Here is a 22,867-nt window from a genome sequence, read left to right as displayed (position 1 = left end):
AGCGTAGCCCTCCTTTAGAGCTGGATGTCGCTGGCAGACTTGATAGTGACCGGGGCCGCGGAGGCGGCAGCGATCGGCGCGGGGGAGACGTAGCCGGCGATGCCGGTGATCGGATCGACGGTGAGGATTTCATCGTTGACACCGGGGATGCCGTGCATCAGCGGATCTTCGGCGACGATGAGCGGCACCAGGATCGGATCGCGGTCCTCCAGATCATCGATGAGCGTGATCGGGTCGAAGTAGCGGAGCTGGAGCTCTTTCATCTTGACCGCATCCATCGAAACGGTCGCAAGGTTGGCGCGAGCGCGGGCCGCATCGCCGGCGAGACGCAGGCGGTTGACTGCGTCGAGCATCGTGGAGAGATGAAGCTTGCGGTTTTCCGCATTCTCCAGTGCGACTTCGCGGCATGCACCCGTCCACTCCCAGATCGACAGGTCGTTCGGGATGGCGGCGGTCGCATCGACGCTCAGCCAGCCGGTGCCGTTCCAGACGCTGATCGTTTTCAGGTCGTACGGATCGACACGGATATCGACCGTGGCCTTGGTCTTCATACGCAACGCCTGGAGTTCGCGGGACTGATAGTAGATCCCGAAGCTTTCGACGCCGTGGTCGGTAACGATGCGCGTAACCTTGGAGCCGAAAATATGGCGGCGAATGCGCGACGGAGGCGGCGGCATGACGCCGTACACCTTGGCCAGACGCATCCAGGCGTTATGCGGCGTCTCACCGGAGAGACCCTCGTGCGGGACATGATGATAGATATCGATGATTGCCTGGCCGAGGAGCGTGTTGACCTCGTCCATAGCCAGCGTCACGCGCTTCGTGGGATCAAGATCGCCCTTCTCGAAGATGTCGCCAAAGGTGCGGCCTTCGAACCAGTGCATGAACTGCTTCGAGAAGGTTTTGAGAACCGACTCGATGGCACCACGCATCTGGGGGCGGCCGGCCTGCGGGAACATGTGCATCATGCCCATGGCGCGGGTGACCGAACGAACACGGTAGTTGTTGAAGGCGCCGCCGTTATCGGTCACCAACAGCTCGGGCGTAAGATGATACGGCCACAGCGAGGTCGCACCACAAAGCTTGGCGAGATAAGCCTTGTCCGTCACCATCATCTCGATGGCATCGATGGCATGCTGTCCGTCAGCAGCGCCCTGCACAAAGCGTAGAGCAAGGATGCAGCGGGTCGCCACGTCAATTGCCACAATGACACGCATACGCGTCGATTTCAGCTTCGCGCGCTGCTCGGCAGTGAGATGGGCGACCATGCCGAGCCAGCCGACCCACTGGAGCAGATCGATCGTCCACTCGTCCATTTCGACGCGTTCGCCGGGGCGCTGGACATCGACCCCCTTGGAGCTGATCTGGTACTTGCGCAAAGCAACATCCATACCCTCGCGGGCCTGGCAGACATGGAAGCCGTCCATGTCCTTGATAAGCTTTTCGAAGACCTTGCGGGTCGGCATCTTGTGCGGCAGGAGAGCGTTGGCTGCGCGGGCCGCGTTGAGCTCGTGGAGCTTAGCTTCGAGCTCGCGATAGAGCACTGCCATCGTCGGTTTGCGCGGATCCGCAAACTCAGCAGCCTTCTCCATCCAGACCAGCATGTCGCCCGCATCATGCACGCTGGGGCGACCCTTGGAGCCGCTGCAGCGTTTCACGAGAGACATGGGTTCGTAGCCGCCTTCGATGTAGCGCTTATAGATACGACGGAAATGACGCTTGCCAGGCAAGGTGATAGTGGTGCGCTTGCCGGCACGCTGCTTGCCGTCCAGCTCGGCCTGGATGAGCGGCATGATGCGGTCAAGCGATTCGTCGCTGAGCGAGACGCGCGGCAACTTGCGGTCGGCGCGGGCTTCTTCCTTCATGCGAAGTACGATGTCGCATGCCGCCGCGTAGTAGGTAACACGGGCCTGCTCGTCGTCTGAGAGATCGACGACGCGTGCTTCATCGAAGCGTGCGCGAGACTTTGCGCGACCTTCGGCGAAGTGATCCTGGTCGAAGTCCAACTTGCCGGAGTGGACGAGATCGTAGATCTGGTCGTGCGTGAAGAACTCGCGCATGGCCGTGTTCTCGCATGGGACGAACACCTGCCCGATATCCGTCACCTGGTATGTGCGGTATTTGGTCTTGTCGATGATGATGAGCGCCGTCGGTGCGAAGTAGTAACGCTTGCTGGCGTCGACGAAATTGCGGGTAAAATTGGTCATGTCTGATCTCCTTTCGATCAGTTGATGTTCAGGGAAAGAGCTGGGTGGGCGGTGGCCGCGAACGGCATGCAGGCGTTGTCCAAGAAGGGCTTGCGACCGCGGCCGTGGTAATCGCCGAAAGCGTTGCGTCCGACCGGCGAAGTGAGCGAGCGCAATTCCTCCTCTGCTTCCTCGAATAGGTGCGGCCAGATCGAACGGCGGCGGCGTTTCAAGTTCTTGGAACGGGGGCGGGGCGTTTGGGCGCGCAAACTCTCCCAAAATTCTTCCAGGCTCTTCTGATCACGCATTGCTTTTGTCATCCCGTCAGCCTCCGCGTCGGTCATGCCGGACGAGCGGTATTCAACGCCGCCTTCGATGGTGCGGATCGCGGTCGAAGCAGCGTAGCTGGACGGAGAAACCGTAGGCAGGCTGGCAGTTTCGATGAGCAGATTCGTCATGTCTGATCTCCTTTCGATCAGTGAATGTTGATGATGAACTCGAGCGACTGAGCCGCCTTGGCGCGGGCGCGCTCGTATTCGCGCAGAGCGCGGCGGAAACCATGCGGGCCGGGCAAATCGTCGTTCGCGGTCGTGAAGCCGGAATTGAGGAGCACCGTCTTGACCTTCTTCAGAAAGTCTTCGAGCAGATCGTCGCAGCGGAATCCCTTCGGACGATTTGGGTCGTCCATCACCGAGCTTTCGAGCGTCAGGTAGATGCGGCACGCCTGGGCGAGGATCTTCGTGCTGCGTGTGAACGAGGCCTTGGTCTGAGCGCCGTGACCGACGCCACGCATCTGTTCAAGCATGCGAAGAACGGCGGTGCCGTGGATGAAGTCGGCCGAGCTGATGGAGTGCGTAGGCGTAGTCATGGAAGGATTCTCCTGTCCGATGGGGGAATTGGTTTCCGAAGCCGCCGGAGCGGCTGCGGACTTGTTCGGGGCGGCGCCAGCGAGGCGACGAAGCAGGCGGGAAAAAGCGGTCATTGGGAGCACCTGTTAGTTGGAGGTTGCGCGGCGGAGGAAGGAGAGGTCGTCGATGCGGCCTGTACCGACGGGAACCAGGACGGCTTCGTCGATGAGGTTCCAGAGCGCGATACGGCGGCCGGCAGAGCACTTCGCGCCCTGGAGAAGATCGTGGAAGCGGACCGAGCCATTGGTTGCGGAGACCAGTCCGAACGCCTCGAGGTATTCGGACTGATTGCGCATGCGTCGGGCATGCAGCTTCCAGCCGGCATTGAACGCTGCGTCGTGGTTCGCGTAGACTTCGGTGACGAGAGCGACGCGATCAGCGAAACCGCCGATGCCCTGGGCCTGCACCGCCGCCAACGTGTCAAGAATGCCGGAGCTGCGCACTTTCGACACGGGCTTGACTGCGACGGCGATACACGTTCCGTCGGCAAGGCGGATCCAGAAGTCGAACGTGGTCTCGTGAACCTCGCCGTGCTGATCCACCCATTCGACGCGTGGCCACTGGTCACGGATTTCAACGATGTCGCGGCGGCTCATCGCGATGACGATGAAGCGGCCCTCGATCGTGCTTTCCATCACGAGCTGGCGGTTGAAGTCGGCATAGTTCATCGCGCCGCGGAAACTTGCGGTGCTCACGAAATCTACGTCGCGGGTGCCGGTCGTCGAGCCGGGCTCGATCCACACCTCACCGGTGGGGGAGCCGTCCTTGGGCATCTGAATGACGCCGAAGTGGTTGCGGTCCGGTACGAGGTACGTGGTCGTATCGGGAATGGTGTTGTCCATAGTGACACCGGCACGGGTGTAGAGCACGCGCTTGAGCGCGGCTTTGGCCTTACGCATCAGGTTCTCCATCAAAGTGGCGAAGGAATTGAGGATGGTCGTCGAGCGGAGGCCGCCAATTGGCAGGCGTCCCTCTCCGGGATTGCGCTCCGCACTCGGCGCGAGCGGTTTTCCCGGACTGCGTTTCGCTCCGGTCGCGAGACCGTGGTCTAGGGTGGTGCCAAGGGCGGTTTTGGTCGTCGTGTTCATTTCGTGCTCCTTTCGAGGGCGCAGTTCTCCCGTCGCCGGAGTGGGCCGGACGCTTGAGGGGAGGTTTTGAATGGGGAGGAGATCTAGCCGGGGTCGGCTAGCAGTTGCGGCGAAGGCGTATCGTGCGATCCGGCATCATCTCGAAGGCGGCGAGTACAGCCTGCATGACGACAGCCTCGAGCTCCTTGGAGCGGATCGAACGCTTTCCACCCTTCGTCGCTGCGGTCTGCGCCGCGCCCGCGCTTTTCACGCGCCGACGGAAGGTGGTCTCCGACGGAACGATCGCGATGCCGAGACCTTCCTTTAAAGCCGTCCATTGGAGCTGGCGATGATAGTCACGCACGGACTGGCGACGGGCATTCGTCAGGCATTCCGAGACTGCCTCGTTGAGAAGCGCCAGCATCTTCTCGCGCGTCTTCTCGACGTTACGACGCTCCAGACGAAGGCATGCACGAGCAATGCGGCGATGAACTTCGGGCGGGGTCGGCTTTGCGAAGGGAACATCGGCATTGGCGAGGTTTAGGTGCGTAGTCATTGGCGCTCCTTTCAGGACGACCGTGGTATTCAGATGGAAACCGTCCCCGTCAGGCAGGCACGGCAAAGGGCATGCGTGTTCGTTCTGCGACACGGCAGTTCTCCTTGCAGGATTGGGATCGGGGTAAGTTAGAGGACGTGCAGGCTACCGAGCGGGGCGCGGGAGACCGTGCCAACTATTCGATCCGCCTTTGCAGCCAGTTCATGAGCGAAAATCGCCTTGACGAATTTCGGATTGCGAGGATCCGCGACGAGTGGTTCGCCACCGACGCGTGAGGCAGCAACATTGCGGATCTCCACCGCGAAGTTGGACCATTCCCGGAAAGTGGGAACGCGTTGGGGACGACGGCTGAGACTTGCAATGAGGCGGATCCGCATCACCACTTCCTGGTGGCGCTTCGCCGACGTCATATTGCGTTTCGTTAGTAACTGCGAAATCTCGGTCAGCATGAGGACGTGCGTGCCACTCACACGGCGCCCAAACCGTGCTTTCAGGAACTCGACAAGCGCTGGCTTGAACGTGTCCAGTTCAGTGATATCGAACATCTTCATCTGCGTACTCCTTACAAACCGCGATGAGCGTGTTGCTCAGCGTTGAGGGATTGGTAGCAGTGCATTTGCCTGCTCGTCTACAAGGAAAAAGCCAGCAAATTCCGGTCTTTAACACCTGTTGCATTGAGCGATGCAACAGGTTTTCGGGCCCAACGAATCCATGTTCGTTTCTGGGTTTGTTCTTTTTTGCGCAGGAGTTTAGGAATTTATTCCTTTGCCGGTTTCTTGGCTCAGGACGAGGGGGTTTTTACCCGCGACCGCGCGATCAGTTGGCCTGTGAGCCTATCGCCCGAAACGGGCTATGTATTCGCGCTATCTTCATCGGAAGGATCCGTGTGTTGAAGAACTCGCGTATATAAGGACGCCGACTGTCGCGGGCGTCAATGTCCGCATTTTAGTAAAATTTTAACTATGGTTAACGCGGCGATTTCCCGGCAACCCGATCAGGGGCTGTTCGCCGCTTTGGCTCGGCGGAGCGATAGACAGCTCTAACTCTTGATACACGCCGAATCCGTTTGTCTCATGCGAAGCACCCGGCGACGATTCTCGGATATCCAATCGAGACGAGGGCTTACGCAATGTACATCGAGAACAGATTCCGCGAGATTGAAGATGCACTTCGGCCGCTGCTGAAGGTGCTCCGCCTGGTGCCAGTACGCGACGAGTACGGACCGTATCATCGGATTTCGTTTCATCGACCGGGCGAGGGCGATTGGCGATCGCCGGTCATGATCATGTTCCCGAACGAGTATCAGACGCAAAAGGCCGAAGCGGAGTGGGAGGATGCCTATGGGGGGATCCAAGACTTCTCCGTCTACGACATCGGAACGAACGGCTGGCAGGCGTATAGATCTCACGGTATCGCCCACGGTCCGATCCTTGGCGGCAAGGACGCAGTTTTGAACCGCACCGCTACGGACCTTCGTGACTACGATCTGCGGCCGTTTGCGAAGGAAGTGCCATTCGTGATCGACAACTCGTACCTAATCGAGGGCTGGGAGAAGCTCAATCAATCCATCTATAACTTTGGTGTCACGGAGATGGAATGCGCCCGAGACGAGACCGGCGAATCCTTGACCTTTGAGTATGCGGGGCATGAGTTCGTTCTTGCTTATCCGGAAGATGGGAACAAGGTTATTCTAACCGTGGACGGCGAACTCGCCGGCGACCCATTGAAGCGTGACCAGAATGCCATCCGAATGTTGTTGGTTTCGACATTCATGGACATCGATCGACGGTCTCGCCCGACTATCTAATCGATATCGTGGTCATCAAAATCGGAGTCATATGGGCCGTATGGGCTTGGGAGGCCGAACTCCCTGGCCCACGCTTCTCTTAACTCGATCGCTGGATGCACGACCTGTCGAAGCGTCTTGCGTGGCTTGATTGGAACTAGCCGGGGATGAATGCCATAATATGAGTTCCCGAGTTTGTATCCGGCTGGAATCTCCGGAAGCAAAGGCTCCGACAGTGCTTTGGCGAAGTCGACCGGCCTGCCGGTCAGAGACGAGTAAATCGCGAGACCTATCATCTTGGCAACTGCTGGCGGCATCGACGAGGTCCCATTGAGTTCCTGTTCCAACGTCGCCCCTTGAATTGCCCAGCCGTGAGGATGCCCTTGGATCGTTTGCATCATTTTGATGGTGAGAGGAATTAGCTCGCCCGTTTTAACTCGAGGGTCGCTTGAGAAGCCCAATCCAAGTTTGGCCCACTCCTCAACGTTCCTTTCGTCGTCCGGTCCTTTGAAAAAGGGAGGCGCGATCTGGCCGGCGCAAAGGCTCAGCCACGTTGAATACCGTCGCGCCGCCGATGTGCGACCAAAGTGAGAGAGCTCCTTTTCGACCAGCTCGCCGATTACCTCGGGAAGAAAGCGGCGCGGAGCATCGGAGAAGGCTGGAAGGATAGGTTTGTCTATACCGCTGCGCACGCCGGTGATCACGCCGATCGTTCTGGACTGGGCAAGTCCGAAGTGGGCGGTATCAAGTGCGTGCCATGCTACGTCGAATCCTTCCCCGGCAAGATCGCGCTCGATTTCCGCACGGCAATGCACGGCTTTGTCTTCCAACATTGATGAGTGGACTTCGAAGAAAAACGCCTTTGGTCGCACTGCCGCGGTGGCAGCCAGGGAGCGCTGATAAAAAGAGCGTTGGTAGTCTTCAGACGTGGAAAATGGGCGCCAGACCGGAAGCGCAGTTATCAAATCGACTTGTTCTGTACAAAGTTTCTTTAGGTGCCATGCAGCGGGTTCTGATGCCAACGGCCACGATGGCCGATTTATCTGCACTGTCGCGAACGCACTACGCCAGCTCTCGTACAACGCCACGGTTCTGTATCCCGCGCTTTGCAAGCCAAGCGCTGCGCAACCGATGCCCGCTCCGAAATCGATGAACGTCAGATCGGCGTTTGCACGGCTAACTGGCGCTCTCTCGGTCGAAAGTGGGACGGCGACTGAGCGGCGGCCTGCGAGAAATTCGATCGCGGGCCGGACATTGTGCAAGTGGCCGGCTGAATTCTCGATATCCTCCCGATACAGCGGCGAGGTTTCAAGCTTCCGCAGAGCATACCAAGCGAACGCGATCGACGCCTGAACGTCGTTGACGAGAGCCAGATCGATCATGCTCGCCAAATCGGCATGTTGGTCGCCAAACAAAATCACAAACAGGGTTCGGGTGACGTTTGCACTGGAACGTATTGGCTCTAACAGGGAAGCTTCAGAGCACGGCTCTTCACAATCCATCGATGGGAGATAAACCACCACCTCATCAAGGCACTTTAGCAACTTCGAAGCGGCGTCCTCGAGTGCCGCAGTGAGGTCCGGCCCCGCAATGCGTCCAGCCGTCTCGAGCGTTTGACTCCGCCGTACGTCGCGCGCTTCTCCAACGGGAAGCCGGGAAAGGAAAGTATCCTGGCCGAGTTTTTCAACAAGCTCGGCATCGACACTTCGGCCCGATTGAAGGCGTGAGAAGAAGTCGCACCTAACTTCCTCGTCGCTATCAACCAAGCGATCGAGCACTTCGGATTGTAGGCCGGCATCCACAGTCGCCTGGGCGTTGTCACCTAAGCATGCTTTGAGCGATATGGCGGTGGTGGCCTCGCGCGGCGACATCCCGATCTCCGATACCAGCCATTCCTTGGTTCGCTCTTTCGTCCATTCCTGAGTTGTTTTCGTGGACTCTACAAGTTCTGCGGTTTCAACAAGGCACCGGGTCAGGTTCGATCGTGCCTTGAGCAGCGCCGCTTTAGCTCTCGTAAGGCGTCTCAGCCGGGCGTCGGCTTCTTTTCTCTCTGCTTTCGCCCTGGACTTCTCATCAGATGGTGCGGTCATTGCGGTCTCCTGTTGGAGACCTCTTACAAAAATCACATTGCGCTTCTCCCAAAAGAAAAGCTCAAGTTGTAGTCGTCAAGGTCAAGGTTCGGTAAGTGGCAAGGGACTTGATCGTGCTGCGCGAAATCCGCGGCGCCGGATTCCTACTGTCTTCGTGCATCGCTGAAAGAGGTCCACGTATGTCTTCGGCCTCGAATTCCGCGACAACGCCCGCGGTGGATGGGACTTGACCTCCTATAACGCAATTTCGATATATGGTCCGCGCCGGCCGGCTGCATCCCTTCCTCTTTAACAGCGAGCTTCGATGGACTATCAGATTGATGTGGCAGATGACGTTCGCATGGCCGAAATCGAGGCATGGTTGGATGCGGAACAGGTGGCATACGATATTGCCGCGCGCAAATGGAATGAAAGCGATTGGCAGGAGCCTCATCCGGTCGAGGGGTTCCGATGCAATTGGGACTCCGTCAAGAGGGCTTGGCAGGAAGGTTCGTCAACAATCCATGTACTCATCGTCAACGACGCGGCGGTTGGGTTCCTCGATGGAACCAACATCCTCGAAATCAGGCCAGACGTGCGCGACAAAGGTTACGGCCGCATTCTAGCTGGTTTCATGGAAGGGTGCGCGCGTGCGGAGGGGCGCTCCGTCCTCGAGATCGAAATTGCGCCGAGAAGCGCCAAACCATTCTGGAAGCGCATGGGCTTCATCCCTGTTGAAGAAAGCCGCGTTGTGAACGGACTCTATGCGTTCAAAGTCTTGCAACGCAATTTCGCTCTGGGTCGTGGCGATCGCGTGCCGTACTCGATCTCGTTCTTTGAGCAGGAAGAGCGGTTTAAGGAAAATCCGACGCCTTTATCCGAACACGTGGGTGAGGGTGAGCGTCTGCCCGATGGTACGATTCAGTTGCCTGAGCGCGTCTTCTGCTTCAACCCGCTGAACCCGCGATACATCGACTACTTCGTGAAGGTTGAGGTGCACGGCGCGGAAATCCTCTACGACAAAGCCAAGTATCCGGAGAGCAAGAAAATCGGAGTGGAGTGCGATCTGGGAGGGATCTTCTTCATTGAGCGGATCGACCTGTGACGACCTAGTCTGATAGCTCCTCCCGCGTAGCGAGCATCAAGTTCGACTGTCGGCGACTTACTTCCGGACCGATTTCGTGCCGTTTCGGTCGGTCGGTCGCAGAGAGCACGTTGTCATCGTTCGCATTGTTGTCCATTCCCCAGCCGACGGGAGGGCCGAGTACCCATTCGTCTATCTGAGGGTTGTAGAGACCGGGCAAGGGGAAGTGGCGATCGATGAGCACGAAGTCCTTCACGTTCATCGAAGCAATTGGCAGGCCGTAGGCAATAGACATCGCCGCGATCATCGCGTCCGCGCCGAGCTTGATCTTCTCATTTTTGAGGTGTTCGCCCCATTTGTTTATTTTTGGTTGCGTTTCGAACAATTGCCTGAGGTGAGAGCAGGCGGCCATTTCTCCCAATATCCGCGATGCTGGCAAGTTCATCTCAAGGAAGTACATGCGCGTGTTCAAAAGCTTCTCAAACCAATCCAGAACAAAACATGCGGTCTCGGAATTCGAGCGCTCGCACAACCGTATTCCATACTCTATCTCGTAGACCGTCACCCACGATATGGCGACGGCTTCTGGCCCCAGGCGGCGGAACCAATTGATCAGCCACGTTGGCGGCTCGGGTAGATGCGCGATGCTGACAACGTTGGTATCGAGTATGACTGCGCCCATGATTTGCCGGGTCCCGCGTGGGTCGATCGATATGGACCTAGGCTAAGGCGTCGGCATTTGCTAAGTGTTTAATTATTGAGTCCTTGGAGACACTCGATGGAATCTCGGAAAATCTGGACCGCAAAAGACGCGCAAGGAGACTTCGAGCGACTGCTTGACGCTGCCAGAAAAGTTGGACCTCAAGAAATTCAGCATGATACAGGCGTTTATGAGCTTCGAGTGAGGCTCGATAGAACCAAAGGCGAAGCGGCCGACTTCCTTGCTCGGCGTTCCTAGCCACGGATTTTCTGCGCGTTCTGGTAAGGATTCGTTAAGCATGAAACCCGTTTCATCCTGAAATACGATACCTACGAGTTCATAAACCGACCGGTCGGTCAGTCCGCCCCCTTCAGCTTCAAATTCCATCTTATGCTTCGAATAGACCACAGAGCACCGTCCGGCGCCTGCCTGGTGGAAGATCAGTACGCCTGCCTAGTCTCCCGGCTTTATGGCAGGGGTGCGGCCAGCGCGACGGCTTTTGATGAAGGTAGCGATCAGCTCGGCGGTCAGATTGGTGGCCTGGTCAAACGAGTCAATCAAGTCGAAAAACCATTCGTCGGGGCGGGAGGCATCCGTTCCTAGCAAGTGAAAAAAGAGTGTAGGGGTGTCAGCGCGAGACCACAGGCCTGTTTTGATGTGCAGCGCGGAAAGATGTACGTATGACGAACCATCCTCATACGCTTCCGTCAGACCCGGATATTGTTCGTTGAGCTTGCGATGAAGAAAAGCGTCGGTGAGGGGGTGGTTGTCCCGTGATCGAAGCTTGAGGTAGCTTTGGTCATTCATCAGCCAAGTGCCCGCGGCCTCTACATCGGCAACCAGCGATAGCCCGAAGATGCGCATGGCGGTGTCGAGTTGAAGCCTTACCAGAGCGGCAGCGGCTAACGTGTTCCGTGTTCGTACAAGGGCGCAGAAAGCGTGGCTCAGCGACGCCGTCTTCTTGATTGCCCCAAGCGCGTACCATTCCACGTCTGCAATAACGGTACCTTGAGGGCCAAGATAGTCTGTAGGAAGGTCCGACAGAGCTCGTGCGACACTCTCAATCCTAGAAAGGCGTTTATCAAGGCCGACAGTGTCGGAAATCGTCGCGTCCACTTGGATCGCCTCCAGCGCTACGCCGCGCACATTATTCAAAAAAGTGTGACGAGAAAGCTCGATGCACAATGCATCTCGGTTCAACACGGCTTCAGTGTAAATTCAAGGCAGAACTTCTGTTGGCCGGTTGTGTGGCATGATCTCACCGCACAACATATTATCGCCGCTCTATTTTAAAATTCCAATTGACGCCAAGAATTTTGTTCGTATTTTGTTCACCATGATGATCGCTCTCCTACGAATACGTCGAATACGTTGAGTCCTTAGCGCCGCATGACGCGGCTAGGGTCAATCATTGTTCGGGTATCGTTATGAGCCACCAGCATTTTGAAATGCCGCAGGCGCTCCATGCTGCGTACAAGCATGCCATTTCCCAAAAATTCTACCCGCTCGGCACCGTGAGGTGTTCCGGCGACGTGATGTTCCGAACTCAGGGGGCACGCGATCTTGGTTGCCTTTTAGATGTCGACGACGACATCGTTGCGTGGCTGTGCCTCCCGATCGAGTTCCCGACGTGCGATGGCGTCCACGTCCCGGATTTCATGGTCGACTACAGAAACGGTAGGCGCGAGTTCCTCGATGCCTGCGATCTGGATGGAGACGCTGCTGTTTCCGAAGGCGCCGCCTGCAGTCACATCCACCACCGTTTCATTTCTCGCGGGGAAATTGAAGAAGGATGGCGGTTGGCGAACGCGAAAGACATGCTGCGCTACGCACATTATCGAACGCCCTTGAACGACAGGCTCCGCATGCTAGCCGTCTTGGACGAGGTGGGCTCGATGGCTATCGGTGATTGCATGAACCTCTTCAGGGAGGTTCAGCCGATGACCGGGATTTCGTGGATGATCCTCAATCGCCTGATCTCTGTAGATCTCGACGAGCGCATGCTTGGACCCGAGACGGTGCTCCGGCGTTTCGTTGCGGGAGGTCCAAGATGATCGACCACCGCAGGGGACCAAGCATGCAGCCAACTTTGGAGCGCCTTGCCTATGGTGTCGCTCTTAAGCACGCCGTCCGCCTCGGCGGAGGCGTCAAGGTGCCCGATCACCGGCAGCATGTCGTCGTGCTACGCCTCCCAATCGGGGCGAACTGCAAGGAGTACGAGAGGGCCGCGCTTGATCTCGTGTGGCGGACCACCGAGCTATCGAACGTCGACGCGGTCTGGCCACGGGTCGATCGACGCGGCAAGCTCCAACTTGATTTGGTGCTTGATGCCATGAACGGCCGAGGGTCATTTGTGATCATTTGGCCGCCGGGCCACGATCTGCCCGAAGAGTTCGACGTTGCGGCTGATCAAATCATCGACGTCGATCCCGTCAGGCCCTATCACCTCGTTGCGGCTGCAAAGTCATTGTCAGGGCAGGTTCTCGGACTCGCCGACGCCAAGGCTCTCCTTGATTTTCCTCTCACTTCGATGTTTGCGGCGCTGCGATTTGGCAGGCCAGCCGAGGATGCGCTCGCGCGATTGCGGCGGATGTCGCAACTTTCTGTCCCGAACACTGAGAAACCAAATCTGGAGAATTTGGTCGGATATGGCGACGCCAAAGTTTGGGGGCTCTCGCTTGCCAAGGATATTCGCGACTGGACAGAAGGTCGTCTTTCCTGGAGCGACATCGACCGCGGTTTACTTCTGAGCGGGCCGCCGGGCACTGGCAAAACTATGTTCGCCGCGGCGCTCGCGACATCTTGCGGCGCCCATCTCGTCGCGACTTCGGCTGCACGCTGGCAATCTGCGGGCTATTTGAGCGATACGCTGACAGCCATGCGCCGAAGCTTCGACGAGGCTATCTCCAACAAGCCGTCGATCCTTTTTCTTGACGAACTCGATGCCATCGGGGATCGCGCTCGGTTGGGGAGCGATGGGCACGAGCTCTACTGGACGCAATGCATCAACCTGCTTCTCGAACTGATGGACGGTCACACCAAGCTGGAAGGGGTGGTGGTCGTCGGCGCGACCAATCATCCTGAGGCGATCGACGCGGCGTTGTTGAGACCCGGACGACTAGATCGGCATTTGAGGATCGGGCTACCCGACCTTGGCGAGCGAAAGCATCTCGCACGGACCTATTTTGGTAAACATCTCTCGGCCAAAGATGTAGATAGCATCGCCGCGGTTACGGCGGGTTTTACCGGGGCGACATTCGAGCAGGCCGGGCGCCAGGTAAGGCGCGAAGCGCGGCGTTTGAAATCTGAAGTCAGCATCGAGATGATCATGCGTGCCCTGCCGCCGGCGCGAAGGCTTGAGGGCCCGCGACGAAGGCTGATCGCTGTGCACGAAGCGGCTCACGCCATTCTAGCCCTGCACTTGCAGCTCGGCACGCTGGACCATGTTGTCGTGCTAGACGCTGCCAGTGGTCCACAGCCGGTTGGTTTCGCCAGGCTGATGGTCAAGGACGACAACGAAATGGATAGGCAGCTCCATCTCGATCGAATTGCGTTCTATCTTGCAGGAAGAGCAGCCGAAGAAGAGCTGCTGGGGACGGCATACGTCGGAGCCGGCGGAGGTCAGGGATCGGATCTCCAGATCGCAACCGACATCGCCACTGAAATGGAAATCTCTTTCGGCATGGGCGAGGGGCTGTCCTATTTCGAGGCTGGCACGCCTCTGCTCCGAGATCGCCTCCGTAGCAGCAATCCGGATATCGCCCTACGCGTCGAGCGGGTGCTCGTACGAGAAATGGCACGAGCCCGCGAGATCGTGAGGCGACGCCGCGCGGCGATCGAGGTGCTCGCTGAGCTCCTGGAAAGGCGGGGACATGCCGAAGGCATGGAGGTAGCGAAAATCTTGGCTGAAACGGAGGATCTTGCAGCATGAGACCGCCGTGGAAGATGATCGTTCGCACTCTAAAGCAGAAACCACCTCCGGTAGCCCGTCCCGCAGTGGCCGCTGCAATCTTGGAAGCTGGAGGGGTGCCACTCAAACTAAGACTAGCAAGGCGCAGCCTCTACCTTCTGTCGGTAACAGCCGAAAATGGGTCCCCGGTCGTTATCGAGACAGAAGGTGGTTTTGTCTGTCTCATTTCTCTCGATGATCTAGCTGAAGTCATTGTGGAGCCGTCCCCGTCCTTAAAGGAGGTGATGGAAGGAGCTGGCGTCACGAGGCGGGCACGACGCAAGATGTCTGAGCGGCGCGGTACCCGGCCACCTTGATGAATTTCTTCAGTCGAGACCGACCAAGCGGAACGCGTGGATATCTAGCTGCGTGGACAACTCTGGCCGTGATCTGTCTGGCCGGCTGTTCCCAGATCACATTTTATTGTCGTCGCCGCGCCGTAACAAAACGAGCTCTTCTCGCGTAGAGCTGAGTATCGCTATATTCACGACGATATAGCGATCCAGAGTTAAACACCCTCAACGCGTCCTACGTCCGGGCGCAGTGGGCTACGCGAGGAGATCACGACTATGGTCAACAGACGTCACGTTCTTACCGGTGCGGGGCTCGGCATCCTCGCACTTCGCTTCGGTTTCACAGGCAGGGCCATAGCCGCGGAAAGCTTTGCCGTGTCGCATACGGATGCGGAATGGCAAAAACTGTTGTCCGCGGATCAATATTCCGTTCTCCGCAAGGAAGGAACCGAATACCCGTTCACCAGCCCGCTCCTCAAGGAACACCGCAAGGGCAACTTCGCCTGCGCGGGCTGCGAGCAGGACGCATTTTCATCGACCACGAAATTCGAAAGCGGCACGGGCTGGCCCAGTTTCTGGGTGCCGCTCGATGGTGCGGTGGCAACGACGACGGATACCTCGTTCGGCATGGCCCGCACCGAGGTTCACTGCAGTCGGTGCGGCGGTCATCTCGGCCATGTCTTCGATGACGGTCCGAAGCCTACCGGTCTTCGCTACTGCATGAACGGCGTCGCCATGACTTTTCATCCGGCTTCGGCCTGATCGCACAGAGACCATTCCATGATCCTCTTCATCCTTGCATATCTCGGCGGCGTCCTGACGATCGTCAGTCCTTGCATTCTTCCGGTGCTGCCGTTCGTTTTCGCCCGCGCTGGGCAGCCTTTCATGCGTAGCACCCTGCCCATGCTCGTGGGCATGGCGGCGACATTTGCCGCTGTCGCAACGCTTGCCGCCTTGGGCGGCGGATGGGCGGTACGGGCGAACGAATATGGTCGCTACGCGGCAATGGCTTTGCTTGCGGCATTTGGCATTGTCCTGCTGTTCCCAGCACTCTCCGACCGTTTGACGCGCCCCATCGTTTCGCTGGGCGCGCGTCTTTCGCAGTCTGCCGACAAGGATGCCCGGACGAGTGGATCGACAATCGTCTCGTCGCTTCTTCTCGGTATTGCCACGGGTCTCTTGTGGGCGCCTTGCGCCGGCCCGGTTCTCGGCCTCATCCTCACCGGCGCTGCTTTGCAAGGCGCAAGTGTCGGCACCACGCTGCTCCTGCTTTTCTATGCACTCGGCGCGGCGACCTCACTTGCCCTGGCACTGCTCGTCGGCGGCAGGGTGTACCAGGTCATGAAACGGTCCCTCGGCGTCGGCGAGTGGCTGCGGCGCGGCGTAGGCATTGCCGTCTTGGTCGCTGTCGTCGCCATCGGACTGGGCCTGGACACCGGATTTCTGACGCGGGCCTCCGTTGCAAGTACGGCGTCGCTGGAGCAACGCCTGATCGACAGTCTCCAGCCGCGGCATCCATCCTCGGTCGTCATGAGCAAGAATGATACAGGCGCCATGATGATGAGCGGCAACCCGGCCATGATGAGCGGGTCGAATGCGATGATGATGCAGGCAAAACCGAAGGCTGGCGCCGACGTCCTCCCTGTCGAAGGCACCATGCCGTCGCTCGACGGTGCCGTTCAGTGGTTGAACTCGCAACCGCTTTCTGTCTCCGCGTTAAAGGGCAAGGTCATCCTCGTTGATTTCTGGACCTATTCCTGCATCAACTGCATCCGCGCCATCCCGTACGTTAAAGCTTGGGCTGAGAAGTACAAGGATCAGGGACTGGTCGTGATCGGCGTGCATGCGCCGGAGTTCGCTTTCGAGAAGAACGTCGACAACGTGAAGAAGGCGGTCGGCGATCTCGGCATCGCCTATCCGGTGGCGATCGACAACGACTACGCCATTTGGCGCGCTTTCGACAATCAGTACTGGCCGGCGCATTATTTCATCGATGCTCAAGGGCGCGTGCGGCATCACCATTTTGGGGAAGGCGAGTATGACCAGTCCGAGAGGGTCATCCAGCAGCTCCTTGCGGAGGCCGGCAAGTCAAACGTGGCCGGCGATGTCGTTGACGTGATAGCGACGGGTGCCGAAGCAGCCTCCAACGCGAGCGATGTCCAGTCTCCTGAAACCTATGTCGGCTGGCAGCGCTCGGAGCACTTCGTCGATGCCAAGGGCACCACCAACGACGCGCCGCACGTCTATACCGCCGCCGAACCTCGCCTGAACGAATGGGGACTGACGGGGAACTGGACCGTCGGCGCTGAGAACGCGGATCTGAACGACAAGGACGGCAGCGTGTACTTTCGTTTCCACGCCCGCGATCTGCACCTTGTCCTCGGCCCCGGCGTCGATGGCAGGCCCGTGCGCTTCAAGGTCACGGTCGATGGGAAGGCGCCGGGCGACAGCCATGGTGTCGATACCGATGCGGATGGGAACGGCACGGTGACCGGGCAGCGACTTTATCAGCTTTTGCGCCAGCGCGGGCCAGTAGCCGATCATACGTTCGAGATTCGCTTCCTCGATCCCGGCGTACAAGCCTACGCCTTTACCTTCGGCTGACGGAGACTGCGCATTGGGCGCTCGCAAGGGCGGGGACAGGCTCACGAGGACTAAGCCTGATCCCGTCAAACTTAGATTTGTTATCGCGCACAGATCAAAGACGTGAGCGAGCCGGCGGACCCATCGAATCCTTCAACTAGCCCTGCCATTGCATCATCCATGAACCCTGACCGACGGCGCAGTCCCTTGGCTATTCCAAGACGATCTTCGACATTCTGCTCTTGACTGAGCTTGGCGGTCAAATCGGCTGTTTCGATCCTGACGCGAAACCCGCGAATGAGTGCAGACCACGCCGCATAGGTTTCGGTAGCGATTTCGTGGAACTGCCAGCCGCCACCCGGTTCGAGCTTTTGGACCAGGTCTCTTATCTGGTCTCGAAGCTCGGTCGTGTTCAATGGCGTCACGCGCCCGGTCACGACGAGGTTCAGGTAGTTGTATGTCGGTGCGGTCCGGCTCCGGTCGGCGTCCCTGGTGGGGAAGCGGCCCTCGTACCAACTGGGCGAGATCGCTGTCGATGGCCCGTGAAAACATACGGTGACGAAAGGATCCGTCTGCATCGTCTCGAACGCCGGATTTGCCACGGCAATATGAAACTCCAGGCTCTCAGAGCCATCGGCGCCAGTGCTCAAGGTTGCCGGCGCGTGCACAGCGAGCGGAGAGGTCGGGCCGTTGACCATGATGGTCGCAAAGGGGAAGGCTGAAACCATGGCTGGGATCAGGTCGGGCTCGTTGAGCTTGAATTCGGCGTAGTGCATGAATCACCTCGATCCGAGCAATGGTGATATCGCATCGATCAGGACGCCGAGCGCGGATGCATCCTTATCGTCATCGCCAGATGCCTCGAACTCGGCGAGTTCAATGCCGACGATCTGCTGTGCCGGAATTTTCTCGAATATGGTGCGCAGCGTCTTCGGCAGCAGGCCATCCCGCACGGCGTAGGCGGCAGGTACGAAGCCAGGTTCCATTGAATCCCAATCGATATGGATCCATACAGGGCGATCGCCGATAATCGACAGGATCGAGTCCGGATTAGTTTGCGTCGGTGAAAGGGATCGGACACCAGCGCGCTCGAGCAGTCTAGCTTCCACAGGATCGATATCTCTTGCTCCTGCAATTACGATCCTGGTGGGATCCACGCCTTGGCCAAAGCCGCTTTCCCAGAAACCACACACCGCGGCGAGGACCATGCCACCCAGGTATCCGCTCTCGGTGGTGTCCGGCGTATTGAAGTCACCATGCGCATCGATCCAGAGGATTGTCGCTTCGGGAAATAGACGCGCAACAACCGGCAATGTCGCCAAGCTCGCGGAGCAGGTGTTCATGGCCATCAATGGCGTGTTGCCGCGGCCGAAGATATCGACCACCTCGGTCTGGAGCTTGGACAGACTGTCGCGCGCGTCCGGCAGGCTGTTCGACCAGTCGTCCTGTTTGGCCGGTGACGGCGTTCCGATGGAGCACGCAGACAGTCCGGTTAGATCCTGAAGGGCCTTCGCCGTCTTGGCCGCGCCCGTGATGGCACCAGGTGTTCGGTCGGCGATGCGTCCCTGCGAAACAATTATCTCGAACGTCAAATCCATACTCCCTGCTTAAGCCTGCCGGCGGCCAGCCGCTGTTGCGCCGCTAAGGTGATCGCTATATTCCAACGGATATATCGACCAGCACGGCGGTTGCAACTCAGAAGTTTTCGGCCGCAAGCACATAGAGGCGTTCATGTCCGACCCGAAGATCCACCTTTTTTCCTACGGCACTTTGCAGTTGGAAAACGTCCAGATGTCGTCGTTTGGGCGGCTCCTCACCGGGCGACCTGACGCCATGCCGGGTTTCCGCAAAGAGATGGTAGAAATCACCGACCCTGATGTGCTCGCGAAGAGCGGCGAGCGGTTTCACCCGATTGTTATTCTGTCGGACAGCTACGGCGACGCGATCGCCGGCACAGTCTTCGATATCACGGCTGCTGAGCTCGAGGCTGCGGACGCTTACGAGGTGTCCGACTACAAGCGGATCGAAGTTGTGCTCGCCTCGGGCACAAAAGCCTGGGTCTACGTAAAGGCGTGAAGCGACACCGCCTCAGACTGCTCCCTCGCGGCCGGCGCCCGGCAGTTCCATCGTCATCAGGGCTTGTTCGACACAGATCAGATCGAGCGAGGACAACGTGAGAGCGGGACACCGGTTACGATCCACTTTTTGGATCGATAGAACCAAAAAGTGGATCGATAAACGCAAAGTTTTCGTCCCTTCAGCTCGACGCTCCTCCGTGCGGATAATGAAACCTTCTATAGCGTGGCGACATTAGGCATTTCTCTGCGCAGAGACACTTGAACGAGGAGGATATTTCTCTCCAGACGGGTGCCGAGACACGTCCAACACGACTACATCTATGAACGCTCGCAGTTCCGCCGGCATCGTTTCCTCAATCCGCGTGCGAAGATCACTCGCGGTTCGCAGATCGTGGCCGACGCGATCGGCGACTTTGACGTCAGGTCCAAACCAGAAAACCAAATACACGCCTTGGGACTCAGCATCGTGATGGGTGGCGTAGCGTTCGTTTAATTGCTCCGCGGCGGCCGAAAATAGTTTAGGGTGCCACTGCCCCTTTGCTTCAACCACGAGAAGACGGCGCCGTCCCTCGATCATTGCGGATGCTGTGAAATCACATCGATTACTGTCCGCCATGTGATGCTCGATCACGATTGGCATGTTCATGGCCGTCATACGGTGCCTCAGTACGTCCACAACGCGATTGCGCGCAGTGTTTTCGTCGACGTGCAAGTCGTCACGGTAATAAGTTTCGAGCGCGTCAGTCTCCGCAGTACGAAGCCAATCCTGAAGATTTTCCAGCTCTTCCACCATGAGTGCCCGCAAATCTTCCACGCTTGCGACGCCTGCGACGTCGAACAGCGATGAAATCTCCCTGGCAGTCGGTGCAGTAAAGCCTGAAAGCGCCAATTTTTTGAGAGTTTCCGCACGCATCGTCGATAGTGCCTCGTCGAAACCGGCGAACCGCCGATCGGCAATTAGTCGATCAAGCACCGGTAACGCGCGATCAGGAGCGTCGCGACTTATCCTCCAAACCTCGTCTCGCAGGAAGCGGTAGGCGCGCTGTTCATCTGGATCTCCTGTGCCCCAGGTATTGGGAAGGTGAACCTCTGGCCACTCCTCGACGAAAGCGTCGAGGATCTTGTAAATCTTTTCTGCAGAAAGGCCTGGCCAGCCCTTGTTCCCGTCGCTTAGGCGCCCGGCTTTGTCATCGATGGCGAAAATTGATTTAGGGTCGAACCTAAGATCGTCCCATCCGTCGTTATCCTCACTTTCAAAGAAAAACCTCCTGATCCTCCAGAAGCGCCTGTCCAAATGGCGATCGTTAGCTTCGGCAGCCATTTCGCCATCCGACCATGCCTCAGCACGCGCGCGCTCGCCAATCAGTGCCAGAAGGCTATGGCGATCTTTCGTCATTATAGCCAAGTTGAACAGTGTCTCCTGAGCAGAGGCGGGCATGTCTGGGAATCTCCACAACCATTCCCGCGCCAGTTCCGAACGAAACGTCGAGCACAATTGCGTTCTGACGAGCCACCAGACGTGCGTGAATCCTTCCCTCGGCCCCATCAGCCCAGGTTCTATGTAGCCCCGAGCAAAGGCCTCCACGTCGCTGACGGTTTTGAAAAGACGTTTTTCGAGCTCATGCTCGAATCCTTTGAATTCGCTTTCGTCCATCCAGCCAGATCTGTTCGCTTCCACATAAGCGGCAAGCAGAAACGGCGTGTCGATCCGGTCCAAAGCCCCTCCCTCACAGGAGTGGATCCAAGTCGATGCAAAAGCAGCGCGTGCGCCTCGAAGATTTCGCCCAACAGCGAGCTGGGCCAATGATGGCACGGCGAGATGGTGGAGACAGTTTTTTAGACAATTCTCGGCAATCACTTTTTCTCCGTTTGAATCGGAGAGGCTCGCTCGGTCGGAGAGATATCGGTTGGTGAAATAGTTGACCCATCCCCAGTCTCGACCGCTTTCTATAAGTTCACGTTCTTGAAATAGCTTCGCCTGATACTGAAGCTCTTGCTGCCTGTCTTTCCTCTCCCTCCGACGGAGACGTCTGCTTTTCGTCGACCGATCCTCTGCGAACTGCAGTCGGAAGCGCCTCTCTCGCCGCGCCCATTCCGCCGCGAAAGTCGGCTTTTGTGCTGCTTGCTCTCGCAGACGCCGACGGCGCTCATCCGGGCCTTGGTTCTCGCCTGAGGAGCGCGGCCGATGCCATAGGACAGCCCAGACATGCACGTTGTTGATTTCGAACGCGTAGTCAGTCAGCAATCGGTCATCGTCGCTCCTCAGCAACAATCCACTGTGGTGATGACCATCCCAAAGGCTCCATCGAATATCCCATGCTGTGTCAATGCTGTCGGCATTGATGAACGCTAGCCTATGTACATAGTGGCGAAGTCCGTCGTCGTTCACGAGTAACCGAATTGCGGCGTTGGTCTTGGCGTCTCCCTGATGTTCATACCAAAGCGCCCGGATCCACTTCCAAACATTTTGCGGATGGTGTGGACCCACTATGTCCGTGAAATAGCGGTCGAGCAGTCGTCCAGCGACAATGCTCACGCCGCGCCTGCATTGACAATCGTGGTTTGGTCGACCGCAAGAACAAGCGAGGTTCTCTGTTAGTCTATCTAGTTGAAGAGCTATCCGTTGGGGTGCGAACTTCGCCAGGACATTCTTGAGCTCGAATGAAGCCATCCATATGGCGTCGTCACGAATGCGACGTGGCGGCTGCAGGTGGAGAATGAGGACATCGAGAAACTTCGCGAACAGTGTGTCAGAAAACGCATCTGCTCCCGCTTCATGAACCATATCAACAGCCACGCCTAACGCCGCGGCTGTTCCTTCGTCGAGGAGTCTTTGAAAATCTGCTTCAGGCTCTTGTCCGGAAATTTTGATAAGTGCACGCGACGCCCAGACGCGCGTGTGCTGCGCTGCGGAGACGTCATGGAGTATTTTGCTAACTTCACCAACCAGCACTGTCGGACCACCGGCCACCACCAGGAGTTCCAAAAGCAAGTCGGTAAGAGGCGAGTTCACAGACAACCTGCGTAGAAGGCAGACCACATCCTCTGCCACCTCGTTGCAAAAGAACCCGTTGACGCTGAACTTTCGAACGTAATCGCCGCGCCGAAAGCCGGGGTTCATCGACGCCGCTTTTTCCAGCGCTTGGAGCAGGCGTCTTTTCGAAGAAGTAGCAAGTCGCGAAGGATCGCCGTTGCCCAGCACTGCGTAAGGATCCAACTCCACCGCTTTCCACTGGATAGCCTCAGAACCTACCGTTGCTAACCATCCTACCAGCCCCCTCAGTTCGTCGCGCACGAAGCCATTGGGTGCGATCACGGCGAGAATTCTTCGAAGTGGTAGTGGATTTCGAGCGTCCGATACCCGACCAACGATGTACCGCGCCGCGCAATATTCGGCGACGATCCGGTGGGCCGGTTCGTGATGGTCGGAGTGGGCGGTAGGCTTGAATAGTTTCGTATCCAGCGCTGCGAATGACTCAGTTACCTTGGAGTTCAACAGCAGCGGGAGGTAGGGAAACTCCGAGGTTGCTTGCTGCTCTTTCGTGGCTGTGCCCGATGTCCCCGAGAGTAGGAGCTTCGCCATGATTTCGGACGCGGCAGCGACGATG

General features: G+C 58.0%; 20 protein-coding genes. 7 read left to right on the top strand and 13 right to left on the bottom strand.

Features of this window, described 5'->3' with window-relative positions; genetic code table 11:
* Positions 1 to 14 precede the first annotated feature (14 nt).
* The 6 genes from AB4136_RS30515 to AB4136_RS30490 form a co-directional block, all read right to left on the bottom strand.
* Positions 15 to 2,207: a Mu transposase C-terminal domain-containing protein gene (locus AB4136_RS30515; RefSeq protein WP_047627473.1), complete on the bottom strand. Its 2,193-nt coding sequence runs from the start codon at positions 2,205 to 2,207 to the stop codon at positions 15 to 17.
* Between the two features lie 17 nt (positions 2,208 to 2,224).
* Positions 2,225 to 2,644, bottom strand: coding sequence for a hypothetical protein (locus tag AB4136_RS30510; RefSeq protein ID WP_047627472.1), 420 nt, complete (start codon positions 2,642 to 2,644; stop codon positions 2,225 to 2,227).
* A gap of 17 nt (positions 2,645 to 2,661) precedes the next feature.
* Positions 2,662 to 3,054 (bottom strand): hypothetical protein, encoded by a 393-nt coding sequence (locus AB4136_RS30505; RefSeq protein WP_147413885.1) that lies wholly within the window; start codon positions 3,052 to 3,054, stop codon positions 2,662 to 2,664.
* A 126-nt stretch (positions 3,055 to 3,180) separates the two neighbouring features.
* Positions 3,181 to 4,182 carry a hypothetical protein gene (locus AB4136_RS30500; RefSeq protein ID WP_052227463.1) on the bottom strand — a complete coding sequence of 334 codons (1,002 nt, stop codon included), beginning with the start codon at positions 4,180 to 4,182 and terminating at the stop codon, positions 3,181 to 3,183.
* Between the two features lie 97 nt (positions 4,183 to 4,279).
* The gene (locus AB4136_RS30495; RefSeq protein WP_047627470.1) at positions 4,280 to 4,717 is read right to left on the bottom strand and encodes a hypothetical protein; all 438 of its coding nucleotides are present in this window, start codon (positions 4,715 to 4,717) and stop codon (positions 4,280 to 4,282) included.
* Positions 4,718 to 4,845: 128 nt separating this feature from the next.
* Positions 4,846 to 5,268 (bottom strand): hypothetical protein, encoded by a 423-nt coding sequence (locus AB4136_RS30490; protein WP_047627469.1) that lies wholly within the window; start codon positions 5,266 to 5,268, stop codon positions 4,846 to 4,848.
* Between the two features lie 578 nt (positions 5,269 to 5,846).
* Here AB4136_RS30490 and AB4136_RS30485 point away from each other — a divergent pair.
* Entirely contained in the window at positions 5,847 to 6,524 is a 678-nt protein-coding gene (locus tag AB4136_RS30485) for a hypothetical protein (RefSeq protein ID WP_047627468.1), read from the top strand.
* On the opposite strand, the gene AB4136_RS30480 is transcribed toward AB4136_RS30485, so the two are convergent.
* Complete coding sequence (locus AB4136_RS30480; protein WP_047627466.1) at positions 6,521 to 8,593, bottom strand: DNA cytosine methyltransferase; 2,073 nt, start codon at positions 8,591 to 8,593, stop codon at positions 6,521 to 6,523. The genes AB4136_RS30485 and AB4136_RS30480 overlap by 4 nt on opposite strands.
* 304 nt (positions 8,594 to 8,897) lie before the next feature.
* On the opposite strand from AB4136_RS30480, the gene AB4136_RS30475 reads away from it, so the two are divergent.
* Entirely contained in the window at positions 8,898 to 9,677 is a 780-nt protein-coding gene (locus tag AB4136_RS30475) for a GNAT family N-acetyltransferase (RefSeq protein WP_047627465.1), read from the top strand.
* A 4-nt stretch (positions 9,678 to 9,681) separates the two neighbouring features.
* Here AB4136_RS30475 and AB4136_RS30470 read toward each other — a convergent pair whose 3' ends face one another.
* The 3 genes from AB4136_RS30470 to AB4136_RS30460 form a co-directional block, all read right to left on the bottom strand.
* The gene (locus AB4136_RS30470; protein WP_052227462.1) at positions 9,682 to 10,338 is read right to left on the bottom strand and encodes a type II toxin-antitoxin system VapC family toxin; all 657 of its coding nucleotides are present in this window, start codon (positions 10,336 to 10,338) and stop codon (positions 9,682 to 9,684) included.
* A gap of 72 nt (positions 10,339 to 10,410) precedes the next feature.
* The gene (locus AB4136_RS30465; protein ID WP_120296419.1) at positions 10,411 to 10,743 is read right to left on the bottom strand and encodes a hypothetical protein; all 333 of its coding nucleotides are present in this window, start codon (positions 10,741 to 10,743) and stop codon (positions 10,411 to 10,413) included.
* A gap of 66 nt (positions 10,744 to 10,809) precedes the next feature.
* On the bottom strand, positions 10,810 to 11,556 hold the full coding sequence (locus AB4136_RS30460; RefSeq protein WP_130270583.1) for a hypothetical protein: 747 nt from the start codon (positions 11,554 to 11,556) through the stop codon (positions 10,810 to 10,812).
* Between the two features lie 227 nt (positions 11,557 to 11,783).
* Here AB4136_RS30460 and AB4136_RS30455 point away from each other — a divergent pair, with 227 nt between their 5' ends.
* The 4 genes from AB4136_RS30455 (at position 11,784) to AB4136_RS30440 (ending at position 17,202) form a co-directional block, all read left to right on the top strand.
* Entirely contained in the window at positions 11,784 to 12,410 is a 627-nt protein-coding gene (locus tag AB4136_RS30455; protein ID WP_245432218.1) for a hypothetical protein, read from the top strand.
* Positions 12,407 to 14,287 (top strand): AAA family ATPase, encoded by a 1,881-nt coding sequence (locus AB4136_RS30450; RefSeq protein ID WP_052227461.1) that lies wholly within the window; start codon positions 12,407 to 12,409, stop codon positions 14,285 to 14,287. Before AB4136_RS30455 ends, AB4136_RS30450 begins: the two co-directional genes overlap by 4 nt.
* A gap of 587 nt (positions 14,288 to 14,874) precedes the next feature.
* The gene (gene msrB, locus AB4136_RS30445; protein ID WP_047627461.1) at positions 14,875 to 15,360 is read left to right on the top strand and encodes a peptide-methionine (R)-S-oxide reductase MsrB; all 486 of its coding nucleotides are present in this window, start codon (positions 14,875 to 14,877) and stop codon (positions 15,358 to 15,360) included.
* A gap of 18 nt (positions 15,361 to 15,378) precedes the next feature.
* A complete protein-coding gene (locus AB4136_RS30440) occupies positions 15,379 to 17,202 on the top strand; it encodes a cytochrome c biogenesis protein DipZ (protein WP_047627460.1) in 1,824 nt (607 codons plus the stop codon).
* 80 nt (positions 17,203 to 17,282) lie between these two features.
* On the opposite strand, the gene AB4136_RS30435 is transcribed toward AB4136_RS30440, so the two are convergent.
* Positions 17,283 to 17,957 carry an FMN-binding negative transcriptional regulator gene (locus AB4136_RS30435; RefSeq protein WP_047627458.1) on the bottom strand — a complete coding sequence of 225 codons (675 nt, stop codon included), beginning with the start codon at positions 17,955 to 17,957 and terminating at the stop codon, positions 17,283 to 17,285.
* Between the two features lie 3 nt (positions 17,958 to 17,960).
* The gene (locus AB4136_RS30430) at positions 17,961 to 18,779 is read right to left on the bottom strand and encodes an arginase family protein (protein WP_047627456.1); all 819 of its coding nucleotides are present in this window, start codon (positions 18,777 to 18,779) and stop codon (positions 17,961 to 17,963) included.
* Positions 18,780 to 18,912: 133 nt separating this feature from the next.
* Between AB4136_RS30430 and AB4136_RS30425 the strand changes: the two genes are divergently transcribed.
* The gene (locus AB4136_RS30425) at positions 18,913 to 19,257 is read left to right on the top strand and encodes a gamma-glutamylcyclotransferase family protein (RefSeq protein ID WP_047627455.1); all 345 of its coding nucleotides are present in this window, start codon (positions 18,913 to 18,915) and stop codon (positions 19,255 to 19,257) included.
* Positions 19,258 to 19,491: 234 nt separating this feature from the next.
* On the opposite strand, the gene AB4136_RS30420 is transcribed toward AB4136_RS30425, so the two are convergent.
* Positions 19,492 to 22,842, bottom strand: a complete 3,351-nt coding sequence (locus tag AB4136_RS30420) for a hypothetical protein (protein WP_441932083.1) — start codon at positions 22,840 to 22,842, stop codon at positions 19,492 to 19,494.
* Between the last annotated feature and the right edge of the window lie 25 nt (positions 22,843 to 22,867).

Origin of the sequence: Mesorhizobium sp. 2RAF21 (assembly GCF_052115345.1) — a bacterium.
Classification (GTDB): Bacteria; Pseudomonadota; Alphaproteobacteria; order Rhizobiales; family Rhizobiaceae; genus Mesorhizobium; species Mesorhizobium terrae.
This window is presented reverse-complemented; position numbering and strand designations above follow the sequence as displayed.

Bases quoted from the DNA above. Each gene is read 5' to 3' on its own strand.
- AB4136_RS30420 (WP_441932083.1), bottom strand. From the start codon at position 22,842: ATGGCGAAGCTCCTACTCTCGGGGACATCGGGCACAGCCACGAAAGAG.
- AB4136_RS30470 (WP_052227462.1), bottom strand. From the start codon at position 10,338: ATGGGCGCAGTCATACTCGATACCAACGTTGTCAGCATCGCGCATCTA.
- AB4136_RS30490 (WP_047627469.1), bottom strand. From the start codon at position 5,268: ATGAAGATGTTCGATATCACTGAACTGGACACGTTCAAGCCAGCGCTT.
- AB4136_RS30425 (WP_047627455.1), top strand. From the start codon at position 18,913: ATGTCCGACCCGAAGATCCACCTTTTTTCCTACGGCACTTTGCAGTTG.
- AB4136_RS30485 (WP_047627468.1), top strand. From the start codon at position 5,847: ATGTACATCGAGAACAGATTCCGCGAGATTGAAGATGCACTTCGGCCG.
- AB4136_RS30450 (WP_052227461.1), top strand. From the start codon at position 12,407: ATGATCGACCACCGCAGGGGACCAAGCATGCAGCCAACTTTGGAGCGC.
- AB4136_RS30475 (WP_047627465.1), top strand. From the start codon at position 8,898: ATGGACTATCAGATTGATGTGGCAGATGACGTTCGCATGGCCGAAATC.
- AB4136_RS30510 (WP_047627472.1), bottom strand. From the start codon at position 2,644: ATGACGAATCTGCTCATCGAAACTGCCAGCCTGCCTACGGTTTCTCCG.
- AB4136_RS30500 (WP_052227463.1), bottom strand. From the start codon at position 4,182: ATGAACACGACGACCAAAACCGCCCTTGGCACCACCCTAGACCACGGT.
- AB4136_RS30515 (WP_047627473.1), bottom strand. From the start codon at position 2,207: ATGACCAATTTTACCCGCAATTTCGTCGACGCCAGCAAGCGTTACTAC.
- AB4136_RS30455 (WP_245432218.1), top strand. From the start codon at position 11,784: ATGAGCCACCAGCATTTTGAAATGCCGCAGGCGCTCCATGCTGCGTAC.
- AB4136_RS30435 (WP_047627458.1), bottom strand. From the start codon at position 17,957: ATGCACTACGCCGAATTCAAGCTCAACGAGCCCGACCTGATCCCAGCC.
- msrB (WP_047627461.1), top strand. From the start codon at position 14,875: ATGGTCAACAGACGTCACGTTCTTACCGGTGCGGGGCTCGGCATCCTC.
- AB4136_RS30465 (WP_120296419.1), bottom strand. From the start codon at position 10,743: ATGGAATTTGAAGCTGAAGGGGGCGGACTGACCGACCGGTCGGTTTAT.
- AB4136_RS30480 (WP_047627466.1), bottom strand. From the start codon at position 8,593: ATGACCGCACCATCTGATGAGAAGTCCAGGGCGAAAGCAGAGAGAAAA.
- AB4136_RS30495 (WP_047627470.1), bottom strand. From the start codon at position 4,717: ATGACTACGCACCTAAACCTCGCCAATGCCGATGTTCCCTTCGCAAAG.
- AB4136_RS30430 (WP_047627456.1), bottom strand. From the start codon at position 18,779: ATGGATTTGACGTTCGAGATAATTGTTTCGCAGGGACGCATCGCCGAC.
- AB4136_RS30505 (WP_147413885.1), bottom strand. From the start codon at position 3,054: ATGACTACGCCTACGCACTCCATCAGCTCGGCCGACTTCATCCACGGC.
- AB4136_RS30440 (WP_047627460.1), top strand. From the start codon at position 15,379: ATGATCCTCTTCATCCTTGCATATCTCGGCGGCGTCCTGACGATCGTC.